Below are 15,866 nucleotides of genomic sequence, written 5' to 3' on the forward strand. Positions count from 1 at the left end.
ATAGTGGTATTTTCTAAAAAATCTGAATTTTTAAGAATTGAAAAAACAGGTGAAAAATGGACGTAAAAATAGTTAGCAGTTTAACTAGCAGCCTACTGATTGCTAAAGATGATTTTGTCGAACAGGACGGCTATATAGATAAAAAGATTAAAGTAAGTGGTAAGCTCAATTTAGTATTGTTTCGTCAGAGCCGAGATTGCCTTGAGCTAATTAATGTTACTGAAAATGAAATGATGCTCGTAAAGCAGGTTACAGATCATGACCCACAACAGTCAGAAGATATTGCCTTGCAAATTTATAGTGAAGTTAAAGAGCAATTATTAAATCTTGAAAATAAGATTGTGGACGATCAAGGAGCATACAAAACTAGCGAAGTTAAGAACTTCAATAATCAAGCTGATGAAGCCCAGTTAAGCCGTAAGGAATTAGAGTTAGATAAGCACGAAATAACTAAACAAGTCCGAATACAGCTAAAAATAGAAGGTAAATTGGGTGCGGATTTTGCTAAGTCTGCAAATGGGCTATCAGTTGCTCAAGGTGACTATATCAAGCTGAATGAAGCCTACAGTCAAAAAGACGGCTTATTCAAAAGCACCAATTTACCTAAAGACGCTGAAATTAAAATTACAGGTCAAACTACTAAAAAAGGTGAAACCTATGCGACAGGGATTTATAGCAAATCGAATGTATAGTTAAAAATTAGAGAAGTAAAAGCCCGCTATGGTGATCAGTATGTAAAACGCTATATGAACAATCCTGAAGTGAAACAGGTTGTAGATCAAAAGGTGACAGCGCAGCAGAAAACATTTAAATCTTTATCTGCTTCAAGGATACATGAACTAAGCCAGTCAAACCCAAAGCAAGATAAGCCCACTTCAGGCATGAAAATTTAATATTGCAGCAGAAAAGAATAAAAAAAGCTTATTTAGTTCACCATAGAACCGTTTTAGCATGTATGGACTTGCAACTTCATTGCTTGGTCCATACTTTGCCAAAACTCTTACAGGGAAAGATCATATTTCGATGCTTGGTTAAGACTGCAAGTGTGCAGTCTTAACCAAGCATCTACTTTATTAAATAAATTAAAGGGATTGGGAGGGGAAAAGGTTATCAATAGTTAGGGTTTTTTTGGCGTAAAATCTTCAATTCTTCTTTGCTAATCACTTCGTTATTAACGATCTTGCTTTCAATTGAGTTGATTTTATCGTTTGAATTTACGGCTTTAATATAGTCTAAATCAGCTTGGCTAAGTTCAGGCATGATTTCACTAGCTTGATAAATGACTACAGGTTTTTTGACTGGTTCAGATTGAATCTCTTTTGTTGAGTTCTTAGCTTCAGGGGCTTTTAAAGTTTTTTGCGTAGTTGTGACCGTATTTATTAAAGGGCTTTCAGGTGCTTTAGAAACTGATACGGTTTTACCATCGGTTTTAACCTCTATTTCGCCTTTTTTAGTGGTCAGTGATGTATGCTTAATTTCTATAGCAACTGGCGTTTTTGTGCCATTCTGTGTTGTTTCAGCGTATGTATTGAAAGCGATTAGGGCTAATACAGGGATTATGATTTTTTTCATGGATAATCCTAAAATTTAGACAAAAAAAGCTAACAATCTGAATTGTTAGCTTGTGATGAAATTAGTTACCGAACCACGATTTAAAGCTTTGTGTACTGGTCACACCGCTTGAAGCATTGTTAGATGCTAGGTTAGTTTGAACAGCAGATAATTTAGCACCAATCGAGTTGATATAACCTTGTTCAATAGCAATCGCATTCGCTAAGTCTTGAGCTTCTTTAATATTGCGGGTCGAGTTAATTTTGTTCTTTAGTGTGGTTAAGTTTGCGACATGCTCATTTAAAGCATTGTATGAAGCGTCACTGAAAGCAAAGCCAGTCTTAACCGTATTGTAGCTTCGTTTGTATTGATCATTGCCTAGCAATTGATTCATACCATCTGAACCAATGGTAGTAAGCACTTTGTCATAAGTCTTTTGAGCATTACCAAATGAGCCAGTTTTTTGATTGGCTACAACGTCTTGCCAAGAGCCTGAAACAACGTCTTGTACATTCTTAACGCCTGAAGTTCCGATACCACTATTACCAGTTGTACTTTCGTACTGTTTCTTCATGATCTCGTATTGTTGTTGCATTTGAACCAATTGTTTGACCATATTTGCAACGGCTGTCGGGTCGAATACAACGTCCCAAGCGTTTGCTGTATTAGCAGTAAAGGCTAAAGCAAAAGCTACAGCCGACATTTTTATTTTAGTCATTTTCATGATTTCATCCTTTCGTTAAATTCGTGTACCCACTGGGAGTAGGTCAAGTTTTCATCCTTACTCAATATTTCCTCAAGAATATTGTGTCTTAACTCATTGCCTGAAAGTATCGGGATAATTTCAGACATATTGCTTAAATCTAATTTGCTAATAACTGAATCATGCGAGTTTTTAATCATAAATTGGCGTAAATAAGGCGGTGTATTCACAACCCAATCAAATTCTGCTTGAGTACAGCCTAAGCCATTATTTTTGTCATTACCCATATATGTAGCGACATTCGCTTTATCATTTGGCAATAGAATTGATGTTTTAAACTGCCCGATCAGATCGTCATCTCTTGTAATGACTTCAGGCGTTGGCGTAACAAAGATCATCATACCGTTACGTCTACGGTACGTGGTTAGCATGATTTTAAGCCATGCTAAGTTAATCGGATTGCTGATATATCTTTGACCTTCTTCGACAACAACAATAAAGGGCTTGCCCTCAGACATGGATATATCAATTTGATGGAAGATATACATAGACATAGCGCCTAACACCACATCATTATCAATGACATTTTTCATTTCATAGCCGAAAATTCGAGCGCCATCAATTGAGAAATTGTCACTTTCATTGTCAAAAATATTGGCATAAACCCCATCATTAACCCATTTTGACATGCGTTCAGCCATGTTGTTATCTTCAGCCATACCAAACAAGCCAATAAAGTTTCTAAGCCGTCTAAGGTGCTTTTCATAGCTGTAAACAGCATCTACAACGTCTTTGATCTTGTTTTCTTCAGCAGTGCTTAAAGGCTTTGGATTACCATTATCGTTGTAGTCTTGAGCCATAAAAGAAAATAGATTTCTTAGAAATAAACGGTTTTGTTCCGTGTCATCTAACTGCAATGGATTCCAACCAGTTTTAACCATTTCACTTAAAACAGTATGTCGCCCACCCATGCTTTTAATCCAAACTGAAGCTGAATACTCAAAATCAAAATGAAAAATATAAGGCTTAAACTTATCTGAAGCAGTCAGAAGCGTATTAATTACAGTAGTCTTACCGCCACCAGTACCAGTCGTGATACGAGTATGACCTACATCATGTTCATGGAAATTGAAGTAGTAAGGCGTATTACTTGTCGTTTTAAGCTGAATAACATTCTCACCCCAATGGTTGCCATCTTTTTTGCCAGTAGAACTATTGTGCATACTGGCAAAGCCCGCAAAGTTAGTCGTGTTAATAGTTGCGGGTCTTTGGAGTAAGTGATAGTTGCCAATCAACATAGAGTAAAAAGTAGGTTCAGAAATTAAATCTTCTTTTTTAGGTATCATGTGATTGCGCTGAAATGCCCCGCTAGTTTTCTGCATTGCTTCTTTAAATTCAGATGGGGTCTTAGAGGTAACTAAAACATTTAGTGAATAAATGCCGTTTAAAATGCGCCCTGAAGCTAAGTCATCAATTGCTTGGTTGATTGCTTCAATTTGTGATTCTGACTTGTCTTGAGCATTCTTTAATTGGTTCTGACGAGTTGTACTCATGCTGATAGATTTGCGTCTGTCCATCATCATGAAAGTTTGAGCAATAATTAAAGGATGATCAACTTTTAGAAATTCATCTAACATGGTGTGATCGCTACCCTCTGGATAGCTAGGAGTAGGTAAACTATAGATTGCCCCTGCCGTTAATTCACCGCTTGGGTGATAGAATTTAATAGTTCCATCGGGTGCAAAAACTCTACGTGTATAGCCTAAGTAGTTTCTAATTTCAGTTGGATGAAGTGGGATTTCTGCTTTTTCTAAGTTCAATAAATAACCGAGAAAATTCACTGTTTCAGAATATAAAACGCTATCTTTTGAATAAGTGCTTAACTGTCTTGGGTTCGCATCTTGCAGATACTCTTTAAACATACTTACTGCATTATTTAATTCTGCAATCATTTGTTCTTCATTATCACTTCTGAAAAACAAATTTTTAAGACGAGTTAAAGGCGGGTCACTTGGGTTAGATTTTCGGACAAGCAACGACACATAAATATCATTTTGAAACATGCGTTCATTAGATAGTTTTTCATAATATTTTTGGTTAAAACTATCTGAAAATTCATTACCGTTTGCAGGCGGTATTTCGGTTTTAACTTCGTGACGATCATAATAAACGCTAACAACAAAACGAGAGCCAAGTTGTTTAAACATATCTGCACGATATTTTTTTAAAGTCTTTAATTGAGCATAGCTTTTAGTTTCATACGGAAAGCCAGTAATTTTTAAAACCGTAAAAATATCACCATTAACTAGCTTAATATCATGTTCATTGATTGGGCTTAGATAAGGTAAATTCTTGATTTCCATTTGTTCAGCACCCGCTAATTTCTTTTGACTATATTCAATATTTTTATCGTCAGCTTTTGCGTGAGAATCAAAACTATAGCCACCAAAAACTTTAGTTCGCTGTAGTCTACGTTTGATCGAAAACCATAAATATTGAATCCCTCTATCTTCTTGGTAGGTCACTACAACCAACAATAAATACATTATTCCCGATATTATTAATCCTAATTTTAGGTTGCCAATTAGTGCTAAAAAGCACGTAGCAAAACCACAAATTAGGAAAAAGTAAGTGAAAATATCTACAGGTATATTTGCCACCCTTGCAGTTCGGGCAAGACCCGCAAACAGCAAGTCTTTTTCTTCGTTTTTTTCAGTGGTTTTGCTCATGGCTCACCTATTTAGTTAAAGAAGAAATTACCAAGATCAGGGGCAACGAAAACAAGGATACCTGCAACGATTAAGCCGACACCCCAACGCTTAACTTTTTCATTACCACCGCCAAGCATTGTGATTGCCAAACAAATAACACCAGTCACGAAAGCGACTGCTGCGATAATGACTAATTCATCATTAAATTGGTTAAGCTTTTGAGCAAATTTTTGACCAAACGCAGCATTTGCCAATTGAGCATAAAAAACAGCAAATAAGACAATTGCGTATTGCTTAGGATTGAGTTTATTTAAAAGATTCATGATCTATTCCTTAAAATACTTGGACGTATTGCCCTTTGTTAAGAGTTTGAACAAACGATGCTTGTTGCACGTTTGGTTGATTGCTTGGTTGATTATTTACACGCAGGCGCACAGGTTTAGATTGTGCTGAATAGCTATTGTTTTCTGTGCTTTGGTTTTGACTTGCGGAGTATTGCGGGTACTGATTTTGTTGCCATGAAGCGAGAACTAGAATGTCACTTTTTCGACTAGCTTCAGTAGGGTTATTATTTGCAGTGTAAGTTTTAAATGAACCACCCCCATCTAGTGTTTGGTATTTACTGGATACAAGGCGTACATAGTTTTGTGTTTCACGGTAAGGGGGAATACCCCCAAACTTTTCAACTGCCCCATGCCCTGCATTGTATCCAGCAATCATTTTTGTAAGATCGCCATTAAATCTTTTATTCAGGAAAGCGAGATAACGAGTACCCGCAATAATAGACTGTTCAGGTTCATATAATCGGCTAGGGTCTACACCCATTAAACGAGCTGTAGAGGGAATGACTTGCATCAAACCCCTAGCATCTTTATGTGATCGAGCATTTGGCTTAAAGGCGCTTTCTCTTGCCATAATTGCCGTTACTAAATTAGGGTCTAAGCCATTGGCTACAGAATGTTTGAGAATAAGATCATCATAAGGTGACGCATATACAAACAGTGGCGTACTGCAAGCTAAACCGATTATAAGTTTTTTAAACATTGTCATTATTCCTTATAGAGTTATAACAGTATAACTCTACTAGCTTAATCAATAAATGGTCTATTTGAAAATTTATGTTTCTCTTTAAAGAACTGGTCTAAAGCGATAAGATAAATTAAGTTTTTGGTAAGTCTGCGGTTCTTAAATTCTTCAGGAACTTTTAATTCACCACGCTTATATCTCAAAAAATGTTCGTCCATTTCTGCGAAAAATTCATCACTTACATAAAGTTGTTCACGTTTCATAAATTGTCCCTAAGTATCTACACAGCTAAAAAAGAATCCGAAACTTTAGCATAGGTACGGTACTTCATCGTTACTAAAGTGGGGGGGTAATGTCCTGAAAACTTCATATAAAAGTGCAGGGGTTTAAGACTGCTTATTTCTTCAGCTTTAACTACATTTTCTTTTTCTTTTACAAGTTCAGGTCTTGAATCTTTATTTGCAGATTTCATTTTCCTTAATACTTCAATTGCACCGAAAGCTTTTTCATATTCTTGGGGTGTATAAGTGTCTTGAGAGTTGACAGCACAGACACCAAAAGAAGAAAAACAACCACGTAGCGTAATAGAGAATTTTTCTCCATAGATCGTGATTAATTGAGCCAGACTTTGAATGCCTGCTAAAGCAATAAGTCTATGTTTACGTCCTTTAGTTAATACGGCTTCGAGATACGATAAACGGTTCAAAGAGCCGAGTTCATCTAGGCAGAATATAAAATCAGAATAGTTATCAAAGTCAGATAATAAAGAACTACAAATAACGTCAGTCGCACAGCTAACTAATGGTTGTAATGCAGTTAATTGATCTTCACGCCAAGTAATAAAAATGTTGCCAGTACCATGCTTTAAATAATCCCTAAACGAAAAATCACCAATTTTAGAATGAGTGTGAGGGCTTAAATATGTAGTAACAATACTGCGTAAAGTACCGACTAATTCAGAGTTGCCAAGTAAGCTGTAAGCTTGAGTACCTACTAAAAACTCTTTGAGTTTATCGTCACTTGAAATTAATAAAATTTCTAAAAATTGTTGTGTCTGCTGTTCTCTAGTAAGTTCATTCATTTCTAAAACTTGGGTCATGGCAGACTTAACAATAGTACGAGCCATCGTATTAAAATTTTCGTGATTTGCGTCTGAAGATTTAGGAATGATTGTCATTGAATATGTTTCAATGTCATAAGAATTTTGTACTTCATTAATCACTGACCAATGGACTGATCGAGCATCGAAAGGGTTGAAAATAACATCACCTTTCTTAGCAAATAAACTTGCGTAAGTTCCGTTAGGGTCAACCACAATTAAGCGGGTTTTACTGCGAGAATCAGCAACACAAGAATCTAAAAAATCACTGATTGAAACTGACTTACCTTGACCAGTACCACCAGTTAAAAGGAAGTGTTTATATTTTAAATCTTTGGGAACAGGCATACCGCAAAAACGGATTTGGTAATCTTTTTCTTTGGTCATTCTTCTTAATTTGAATGGGCTTACTAATTGCAAGCCCCGAAGAACACGAACGTATCTTTCGCCCCCAAAAGGTGTTTTATTGTTTTGAAAATAAAACCAAGCCAAAGCACTACTAATAACCAAAGCCAACAGCAATATTAAAACGTATAAAGGCGTTTTAAACGTCAATGGAATTGCATAAAGAATAGCTTGGACTTTATGATCTTTTGGGATAATAAAAAACTTCGGTAAAAAAATAGCCCATGTTGTAATCACAGTGATTACAACAGCTAAAACAGCGTGACCGAAAATTTTTTGCGATTGATCATTCATTTTACTGTCCCCAAGAACTTTTGAACGGCTTGATGGGAAGCGACCTTATAAGAATCCATGCTTGACTGCATCATGAGCATGTTAGCTTTAAGCTTCGCTTGATTGGCTACCAACATACTGTTTTCAATAGCAAGGGCATTAGCCAAGTCTTTTGATTGCTTTAACGTATTGGTACTTACTTGAGCCAACGACTTTAGGTTTTGCATATTACAATTTACTTGTGTCCAAGCTACTTCAGCGTCTACATAAGCTGTGTTTACACGGCTTGCAGTTATGTTTTGAATCTGTGCCAATTCCTTGCTTGCATATACACCAGTATTGGTCGCAATTTGACGTTGCAATTCGTTGTAGGCGTTTTGCTCTTTAGGTGTATTGAAAATATTAGTCGGTTGAGCATCAAAGCCATTAGGCAATTCAAAGCCTGCAATTTGCATCACATTGGTAAGAAGTCCTAGCCCTGCAAGCCCTTTAGTCACACTGTCATATTGCCCTTTCAAGACTTGAATCTGCTTCATTAATTCTTGAACTTGTAGAACTGCATCGGCATTTTTTGTCGGGTCAAAAACTGTTTTACCTACGCCACCAGTTACAGGGGGAACAGGCGGTAGGTTGATAGGTGAATCAATATCAACTTGTTCTGCTTCAGGTAGCTTTACAGGCTTACATGCGCTTTGTGTTTCTAGCTTGGCTTGTATCTTCTTCTGATTACTGTTTTCTATGCCAGTCGTTGCAGGCTTGCCACCTGAAGTAGTCCCGCCTTTAATTACGTTGCCACTAAAATATGAACCAGTACCGCCATAGTTTCTATAAAACTGGGCGATCTTAGGCACATAGTCTTGCGTTTCTTTAGGCATAACTTTTTTATTACCTTTCAGATACGAACGTAAATTACCCATACCCCAGTTATAGGCATAGAGTGCATGGGGCATGTTGCCGAATTGCTGATTTAATTGCTTCAGGTAACGAGTACCCGCATTAACATTCTGTGTCGGGTCATTGGGATTGGTAACGCCCAAAGAACGAGCCGTTGCGGGCATAAGTTGCATTAAACCTTGAGCGCCTACGCCTGATTTAGCAGTATTGTTATGCGAAGATTCTTTTTGAATTACTGCATGAATTAAAAGCGGGTCATATCCATATTTAGCTGAAGCTGAAGTCACAATATCGTTGTAAGGTAAATTTGAAGCAATAGTTGCCCCGCTTAAACCTACCAGTACCAGTAGCGATAGTTTTTTTAATTTCATTTTCATTATTCCTCTACCGCAACGAGGACAGTTTAACCAGGAACTACGTTACCTGTTTAAACTTGGCCCGTTGCTATTTCATCACTTAGCCACAGCCAAACGGTTAGCTAGATCAACTAAGGTTTTATAGTGTGAGCCTTGTTCACCCATTGATAACTCATAGCACCCGCCATTTGCTTGAACTCGCATGAAGTCGTGAGCTTGGCTTGTATTGTCAGAAATGGTCGGAGATACAAACAATGCTTTTGCGTTAGGGATGCTTACTGGCAATTCACCAAATAACCCCACTTCTTGCGGTACACAAGCAGGGTCAATGCTGTAATAAACTTTAAGATCGGCACATGCTTCGTTTTGGCAACTGGCATCACTTGAAAATTTATAAGTGACATAGTTCCCTTGATTGGGAGCTTCAGGCACATAAGTTAATTTATTGCTTTGAGCAAATGACTGAAGAACTTGGGTAAATGTCTGCGGTAACTGTGCTTCAGCAGACAAACTAATTAAGGCGCAAAGAGCAATAGTTGTTTTTTTCATGGCTTAGTCCTTTTTAAATTTGTATGCTTGGCTTGGGTTATCAACATCGGTCAGAGTAATAACACCGCCCTTTTGTTCCATTAAGAAAGCGTCTTGATTGTTATATTGAACAACCATTTTTTTATCTTTCTCTACAGCCGATAATGCAACATCACCCCATGAGTTTTTTAAGGTAACTTGAGTACCTTTATTGGCAACGATAAGCCCGCTACTCATGCCTTGTTCTTTCTCAAATGCTGTTTGATCAATACGATTGTATTGTCCGTCCAAGCCCTTAGATGAGCAGGCAACACTAGCTAAACTAAGCAACGCTAGAAAGATGTGTTTTTTCATTTTTGAAATCCTCATAAGCTTTAAAATAAATAGCTGAACAGCCATAACCGCCTGTTTCTGTTCTTCCAAGTTGAACAATAATGTCTACACTTTGTTTAACAAAAGATTTAACTTGGTCACTGGTTAATGTAGTGCCTGCCATAAGAACCATAAGCGTTAAACGCTCAATAGCATTAAGTGGGTCATTGGCATGTAATGTCGCAATTGAACCGCCATGCCCTGAAGAAATTAGGTTTAAATAAGTGAATGCTTCAGCACCTCGAATCTCACCCAGTAAAATGCGTTTTGGATACAAACGCAGGCAAGCTTCCATTAATGACTGTGCATCGACTTTAGCTTTACCCTGTCCACCTCTTGAATAATAAAGTTGCAACGTATTTTCATGCGGAGGGCGTAACTCCTTAGCATCTTCAATAGTGATTAGTCGTTCGCCCAGTGGTATGCAGTCATGAATAATGGAGTTAAAAAAAGTTGTTTTTCCTGAACCTGTACCCGCAGAAATAATGATATTTTTTTCATAACCCACCGCTTTACGAATGAACTCATGAAAGTTTCGGGCTTCGTATAAATCGAATAGCTCTTGATCTTTTGCAGTGATTTTTGCAAATGGTTCAACAGAATTTAAAACTTCCTCATAAGCTGAAAATGGCAGACTTAAAATACTTGGTTTACGAATAGATAAGCCGATCGACCCGCCAGTTACGGCAGGGTCACGGACAAATTGAATACGGAAAAATAAACCCTCATGTTGCGGTGATGCAATTTGAGCAGAAAGCAAAGGCTGTGCTTCTGAAATTGTTTGATTGGTTTCAGTGGCAATGCCTTCGGCTAATCGCTTCAAAAGCGCATAGGTAAGGTTAGGATTCTCTTTTTTAATCATGTCCCTTGTACCTTTCATAGCAATGAAATATTCCAAAGGCTTATTAACTGAAATTTCAGTAATTTGATCATTATCAAGATCATCACCAAAAGCTTTTTTCAAATCTTCAAGTACAAGGATTGACATAATTAAGCGCCTTTCTTATTGGTTTAAAATAGTTGAAAAGTCCAAGTCTTTAGCAACTAGAACTTTAATGCGTGTGCCGTGAGCGACTGTAATAGTCGGAGGAATTGACAAGTTACGTTGTAGAACACGGTCAGCTTGATTGCCGAATGAGTTTGCAACTTCAGTACGATAAGTCTGTGAAGCATTGTTTTGGTCGCTACTGCTAACACCTGCATTACTTACACCCGCACCAATAATGCTAAGTAAAGTAGCTGTTCCGAATATGCGCCCATAATGGTTGTTCACTTTACCGCCTAAGCCTGCGATACCAAGACTGTTAGTGCTTGGGCTATCGAGCATAATTTCTACGCCATTAGGTGTGATTGCACGATTCCAAACCGCCCCGATTTCTGCTTGTCCGTCATTAACAATTGATGAGTATTGACCGAATAAACGAGTACCCGCAGGCAGTAAACGATTACGTCCTTGTTCGCTATAAACATCATTAGTTACACGAGCAATAATGTTGCTTGGTAAATCGCTTTTAACAGCAGTTTCTAAAACTGCATCTACGATCTTGCCTTGTTGTATAAGCATTCTACGATCAGCGTTATAACTTGCATGAGCAATAGGCGCTTTTTGATTAGAAGTGCTTGAATCAAAACGACCACCCATAGAACCCGCAGTGCTATTTGCAATGCGTGGATTTACATTGCTTGCACCCGCTTGGTTGCCATTGGCATTAGATTGTTGTGAAGCTTGCATACCCATAAATAACGGTGCAAGTTCAGGCGGTATGCCTGCCATTGCACTAGCGTCACCATTAGGGCTAACACCGCCACCTTTACCGCCATTCTCATTAACCATGATTCCAGACTTGTAGCGGGCGTTTAAAAGGGCTTGTTCTTTAGCCATAGCATCTTGTCTAGCCTGCTCTTGTTGCATTGCTAGTTGTTGTTGCTGTTCAGCTAATTGACGCTCCATTTCGAGCTGTTCAGGGCTTTTTTCAGTAGGGTTTACAGGGGCAGGGGTAGTCGCAGTTGGGATTGGTTGCGGATTTCCGAATCCGAATCTATCCATGCCATTAAAATTACTGCCGTCCATCCCTGTTACTGGTTTAGCAACAGCACTTTCTACACCGCTTTCTACACGGCTTTCTTTGTTCTTTTGCAATTTCAGATAAACGCCAAAAATTACCAAGCCAATAATGAGGGCTAGTAAGCCACCGAACTTAACCAATTTGCCTATGTCTATATTTTTAACAGACGTTTTAGGCTTATTGTTAAAAGCATCTTGACGTTCAAAATCATCTTTACCATGTTCTTTTTTTTCATCATGGAAAACATGATTTTCAGTGCTGAAGTTATCTTGGGTTTTAAAGTCATCGTTACCCAAATTTTTATTTTCATTTGTCATTTTATTTTCCTCCAATCACTTCAGGTTTACGGAGAATACAAACGTATTCTTTGCCAAGTCGCAGAGTGAAAGCATCGTTTACTTTCTCAATCACGATTACATCCCCCTCTTGTCTTGAGTTGGTAAGTTCTTCGTATCCCTCACCATTAACCGCATAAACTGCGGGACGAGGTGAATTTTTCGCAATACGAATAAATGTGAATTGGTCATCATCACTTACGCCAAGAACTTTAATAGATTTGCTTTTAGTGGCATCCATTCCCCATTTTTGGCTTGTCATAGGCAGTTCACCTAAAGCGGGACGAGGTGCATTTTGTTGTGCCAATAAACGATTAGTTCTATTGGCATCTGCATAGTTAAAGCGCAGTACATAAACTGGTTGTGAACTATTGAATAGATTGAAGTAATAATTTCGCTTATCAGTGATTACGGTTAAGTTTGTACGGTTCATGCCTGCTTGTGGTTTTTCCGCAGGCTTGATGAATAGACGATTACCTTGTGGGATTATTTGCCATCCAATCGTGTCACCTGAAGCAACAGTTTGGATAGTTTCATTTCCAAACTCTACAGTAGTTGAAATACCAAAAGTCGTTGATAGTTCAACAACGTGGCTTTCAGAATACGGAACAACTTTAATGCGGTTATCCGTTTTCAAACCAACAGGAATTTGACGAGCAAAAGTTGGCGCTGAAGCAATGCACGTTGCTGTAAGTAAAATGCTTATAAGGGTCTTTTTCATATCCGATTACCTTATTAATTATTAGAAGTCTGTGCCACAGGCTCAGAAGCAGTGCTTGCTTCAGGTTTAGGCAATGGTTGAGTAACTGGGTTTTGAGTAACTAACGCATCATTTGATGAGTTTTGCGTTAAGTTCCAGTTCTTAAACTTCACGCCAAATGGGTTAATCCAACGATCTTTTACGTTGAGATCGTCAAAGTTGTCAGTGATATAGTCAGCCGTCACTGTGTAGCTGTACTGGCGAATTTCAGCACCTTTAATAACGGTTGTTTTAAAGTTGGCTTGAACTTTATTGTTGCCAAGAAAGTTGACAGCAATAACTTTAGGAGTGATTGAGCCAGTTTCACCTAGTTGGTTGTAAGGTGAGTTTTGATTCATTCCGCTAACTTCATTTTCAAAGTCGGTACGATCTTGGCTATCTAAGAAAATAGAAGCTTTGCTGTACTGTGCAGAAAGTTGGTCTTTACCAACTTTGCCGTAATAGCCATAGCGATTGCTGATAGTGTCCCAAAAGTAGGAGGTCACTAATTTTTCAATAAGTTTAGGGTCAGTAGTTGAATCAAACTTTTCTACACTGGTCATAATTCCAGTTTCAGAATCAATTACAGCAATCATAGGAACTGGTTGTTTTAAAGGTGTTAATCCTTTAATTGCGATACCTTGAGCAACATTACCTATACCTAGAACGGTCGCCAAACCAAGAACCCAAATAGTGATTTTACCGTTACGATTTTCAGACTTTTTAGTATTGTCTTGAATCTCTTTAATTTGAGCGTCTAACTGCGCTTTTTCTTGTGGTGTCATTAGCGTTTACCTCCACGACCAAAACTTTTAACCATATTGGTGCCTGAACTGGTGATACTTGAAGTCGCACTGGTTGAAGCTTCAAAGCCACTGCCGACCAAAGAAATTGCAATTTTTGGAACAAGCCAAAACAGCCCAATAACAACGATCAAAACAATTACCATGATGAAAGCCCCAGTAAACGTACTGCCGTTTTCATTAAGGTTTTGAATGCCTGCGACAACTGAAGTAAGCACTAAGTCACAGCTCACAATCAGCAAAAGAAGAACAACAAGAGGGGTTAAAATTGCTTGTAGCCAGTTTGTGGCATATCTGCGAGTTGCAGGGAACATTGCACATGCAAGAAAAATCGGTGCAACTGCGATTAGAATGCCAATAATGACTTTACAGATAATCCAAATTAAGAAGAATAAACCGCAGACAATGCAGGCTAAACCAAAAATCAAGCTATAGATCAGGACAAAGAAGAAGCCCGAAACGACATTGGTAATACCTGTATCAATGTTATTAAAAGCTAATGCGATAGATTCAAAGATAATAGATACAAAAGACTGCAATGTTGTTTTTGAATCTGTACCTGTCATTTCAGTAATCAGGTTCGGTACATCATCGAGGAATACTTCAGCAACGTATGGAAAGAAAGCATCCCATGAAAATACGATTGACCAAATCAACAGCATAATAACGAAAGTGGCTATCACACCCTGAATTTCTACAGCCATGCCTAACATCATTTTAATAGCTTGGAACGAAATCCAAATAATGATAAAGCCTGCAAAAACTGGAATGATTGGAGCTGTGACTTTCTGATAGTAACCTTGCAAATTGTCTTTAATGTTTTTATCAACACCAGTAATCAGACTATCAACAACCTTGTCTAATTCAGACATACCATTTTTGGTAACTTCAGATACATTCTGCGATATTTGATTAGAGTTATACGCACCGTTAGAACCGCCAGTCGTCCCAGTAGGTGTACTGCCATTGCCTAAATCTTGTGGATTGGTAAAGTTATCGACCGCATAAGCCGAGCTAAAGCTAAGAAAACTAAACAGAAGCAAGAAAGCATAGATAATCTTTTTCATAGTGACCTCAGCGAATTACTGGAATTTCGGGCGGGTTTTTTGAAGTCTTTAAGAAAAAGTTTTGTGTATCTGATTTTCTTAATTTTCCGTCTGAATAGACAAAACAATCACTAGCCAAAGAGCCTTCATAGCAATATGTATCGTCTTTAACGAATGTTAAGACCCCGCTTGATTCACCAGTAAATTTAGGCAACTTTGCAGGGTTATATTGGTTCATGTTTTGGATTTGATAATTGACTTTCTTTACTGGGAAATTGCCCTGTTTATCAGCTTCAGAAATCACATAGTACGAATAAAAAAATTCAGATTTTGGAGTGTGTTCGGGAACCCATACGCCTGAAATGTCAGGCTTAGAAGTGAAACAGCCAGTTAGACCTAAAGCGACAACCGCAGAAGCTAGACCGAGTTTAATTTTATTGATTTCCATTTTGCTGTTCTCTCTCATAAGTTAGAACACCGCTTTCACTACCAAGCTTTAGCTTTCCATCTACAAGCTGAAAACAAGCATCGTTAGGCGCACAAAGCAAACCGTTATCAGGTTTAAACTTCATGTCTGTAAAAACGCCTTTAGCTAAAATAGTGACGGTGTAAACGTCTTTAGTTGTGCTTTTATCAATAATGATTCGATCATTGATAATTACGTCATTTGCTGATTGCGATTGTTGCCCTATTGGGTTCATCCAAACGCCTACATAGTCATCCCCTTTCACTTCAGGCGCTTTAGGCTCGTCAGAACAAGCCGTCAAAACTAAAGCCGTAGCGATCGGAAGTAATAGTTTTTTCATACGACATTACCCCCAGTTTTTACCGTTTTAGTTACTTGAGCGAATGGGTCAGAGATTTGATTTTCAGCGCTTGGGATTGGTTGATATACGCAAGCGCATGGTGATTTTTTTAATCCCTTTTGTGATGATGTATTTGTGGCACAGGCTGTAAGT

General features: G+C 38.0%; 19 protein-coding genes. 2 read left to right on the top strand and 17 right to left on the bottom strand.

Annotated features, from left to right (window positions below; all coding sequences use genetic code 11):
- Positions 1–56 precede the first annotated feature (56 nt).
- Both BEN71_RS00125 and BEN71_RS19285 read left to right on the top strand, forming a co-directional pair.
- Positions 57–692 (top strand): hypothetical protein, encoded by a 636-nt coding sequence (locus BEN71_RS00125; protein WP_227542585.1) that lies wholly within the window; start codon positions 57–59, stop codon positions 690–692.
- 54 nt (positions 693–746) lie between these two features.
- On the top strand, positions 747–893 hold the full coding sequence (locus BEN71_RS19285) for a hypothetical protein (RefSeq protein WP_227542586.1): 147 nt from the start codon (positions 747–749) through the stop codon (positions 891–893).
- A 217-nt stretch (positions 894–1,110) separates the two neighbouring features.
- Here the strand turns inward: BEN71_RS19285 and BEN71_RS00130 are convergent, their stop codons facing one another.
- The 17 genes from BEN71_RS00130 to BEN71_RS00210 all read right to left on the bottom strand — a co-directional run bounded on the left by BEN71_RS00130 (position 1,111) and on the right by BEN71_RS00210 (position 15,713).
- On the bottom strand, positions 1,111–1,572 hold the full coding sequence (locus BEN71_RS00130) for a hypothetical protein (protein ID WP_068974460.1): 462 nt from the start codon (positions 1,570–1,572) through the stop codon (positions 1,111–1,113).
- 61 nt (positions 1,573–1,633) lie between these two features.
- Complete coding sequence (locus tag BEN71_RS00135; protein WP_068974461.1) at positions 1,634–2,275, bottom strand: type IV secretion system protein; 642 nt, start codon at positions 2,273–2,275, stop codon at positions 1,634–1,636.
- Positions 2,272–4,983: a VirB4 family type IV secretion/conjugal transfer ATPase gene (locus BEN71_RS00140; protein WP_068974462.1), complete on the bottom strand. Its 2,712-nt coding sequence runs from the start codon at positions 4,981–4,983 to the stop codon at positions 2,272–2,274. The genes BEN71_RS00135 and BEN71_RS00140 overlap by 4 nt, the downstream gene beginning before the upstream one ends.
- A gap of 11 nt (positions 4,984–4,994) precedes the next feature.
- The gene (locus BEN71_RS00145) at positions 4,995–5,288 is read right to left on the bottom strand and encodes a TrbC/VirB2 family protein (protein WP_004999352.1); all 294 of its coding nucleotides are present in this window, start codon (positions 5,286–5,288) and stop codon (positions 4,995–4,997) included.
- Positions 5,289–5,298: 10 nt separating this feature from the next.
- Entirely contained in the window at positions 5,299–6,009 is a 711-nt protein-coding gene (locus tag BEN71_RS00150; protein WP_068974463.1) for a lytic transglycosylase domain-containing protein, read from the bottom strand.
- Between the two features lie 44 nt (positions 6,010–6,053).
- Complete coding sequence (locus BEN71_RS00155) at positions 6,054–6,254, bottom strand: hypothetical protein (RefSeq protein ID WP_004999346.1); 201 nt, start codon at positions 6,252–6,254, stop codon at positions 6,054–6,056.
- A 17-nt stretch (positions 6,255–6,271) separates the two neighbouring features.
- The gene (locus tag BEN71_RS00160) at positions 6,272–7,789 is read right to left on the bottom strand and encodes a type IV secretion system DNA-binding domain-containing protein (protein WP_004999344.1); all 1,518 of its coding nucleotides are present in this window, start codon (positions 7,787–7,789) and stop codon (positions 6,272–6,274) included.
- On the bottom strand, positions 7,786–9,033 hold the full coding sequence (locus tag BEN71_RS00165) for a lytic transglycosylase domain-containing protein (protein WP_068974464.1): 1,248 nt from the start codon (positions 9,031–9,033) through the stop codon (positions 7,786–7,788). The genes BEN71_RS00160 and BEN71_RS00165 overlap by 4 nt, the downstream gene beginning before the upstream one ends.
- Before the next feature lie 81 nt (positions 9,034–9,114).
- Positions 9,115–9,567, bottom strand: a complete 453-nt coding sequence (locus BEN71_RS00170; protein ID WP_004999340.1) for a hypothetical protein — start codon at positions 9,565–9,567, stop codon at positions 9,115–9,117.
- Positions 9,568–9,570: 3 nt separating this feature from the next.
- Positions 9,571–9,900, bottom strand: coding sequence for a hypothetical protein (locus BEN71_RS00175; RefSeq protein ID WP_004999338.1), 330 nt, complete (start codon positions 9,898–9,900; stop codon positions 9,571–9,573).
- Complete coding sequence (gene virB11 / locus BEN71_RS00180) at positions 9,869–10,906, bottom strand: P-type DNA transfer ATPase VirB11 (protein ID WP_068974465.1); 1,038 nt, start codon at positions 10,904–10,906, stop codon at positions 9,869–9,871. Before virB11 ends, BEN71_RS00175 begins: the two co-directional genes overlap by 32 nt.
- Positions 10,907–10,921: 15 nt before the next feature.
- A complete protein-coding gene (locus tag BEN71_RS00185; RefSeq protein WP_068974466.1) occupies positions 10,922–12,301 on the bottom strand; it encodes a TrbI/VirB10 family protein in 1,380 nt (459 codons plus the stop codon).
- Between the two features lies 1 nt (position 12,302).
- Positions 12,303–13,040, bottom strand: a complete 738-nt coding sequence (locus BEN71_RS00190; protein WP_005000435.1) for a TrbG/VirB9 family P-type conjugative transfer protein — start codon at positions 13,038–13,040, stop codon at positions 12,303–12,305.
- Positions 13,041–13,054: 14 nt separating this feature from the next.
- Positions 13,055–13,843: a VirB8/TrbF family protein gene (locus BEN71_RS00195; protein ID WP_005000436.1), complete on the bottom strand. Its 789-nt coding sequence runs from the start codon at positions 13,841–13,843 to the stop codon at positions 13,055–13,057.
- Positions 13,843–14,928: a type IV secretion system protein gene (locus tag BEN71_RS00200; protein WP_068974467.1), complete on the bottom strand. Its 1,086-nt coding sequence runs from the start codon at positions 14,926–14,928 to the stop codon at positions 13,843–13,845. The genes BEN71_RS00195 and BEN71_RS00200 overlap by 1 nt, the downstream gene beginning before the upstream one ends.
- Before the next feature lie 7 nt (positions 14,929–14,935).
- Positions 14,936–15,355, bottom strand: coding sequence for a hypothetical protein (locus BEN71_RS00205; RefSeq protein WP_005000439.1), 420 nt, complete (start codon positions 15,353–15,355; stop codon positions 14,936–14,938).
- A complete protein-coding gene (locus tag BEN71_RS00210; protein ID WP_005000442.1) occupies positions 15,342–15,713 on the bottom strand; it encodes a hypothetical protein in 372 nt (123 codons plus the stop codon). Before BEN71_RS00210 ends, BEN71_RS00205 begins: the two co-directional genes overlap by 14 nt.
- Positions 15,714–15,866: the final 153 nt, after the last annotated feature.

This window comes from Acinetobacter wuhouensis, from assembly GCF_001696605.3.
Taxonomy (GTDB): domain Bacteria; phylum Pseudomonadota; class Gammaproteobacteria; order Pseudomonadales; family Moraxellaceae; genus Acinetobacter; species Acinetobacter wuhouensis.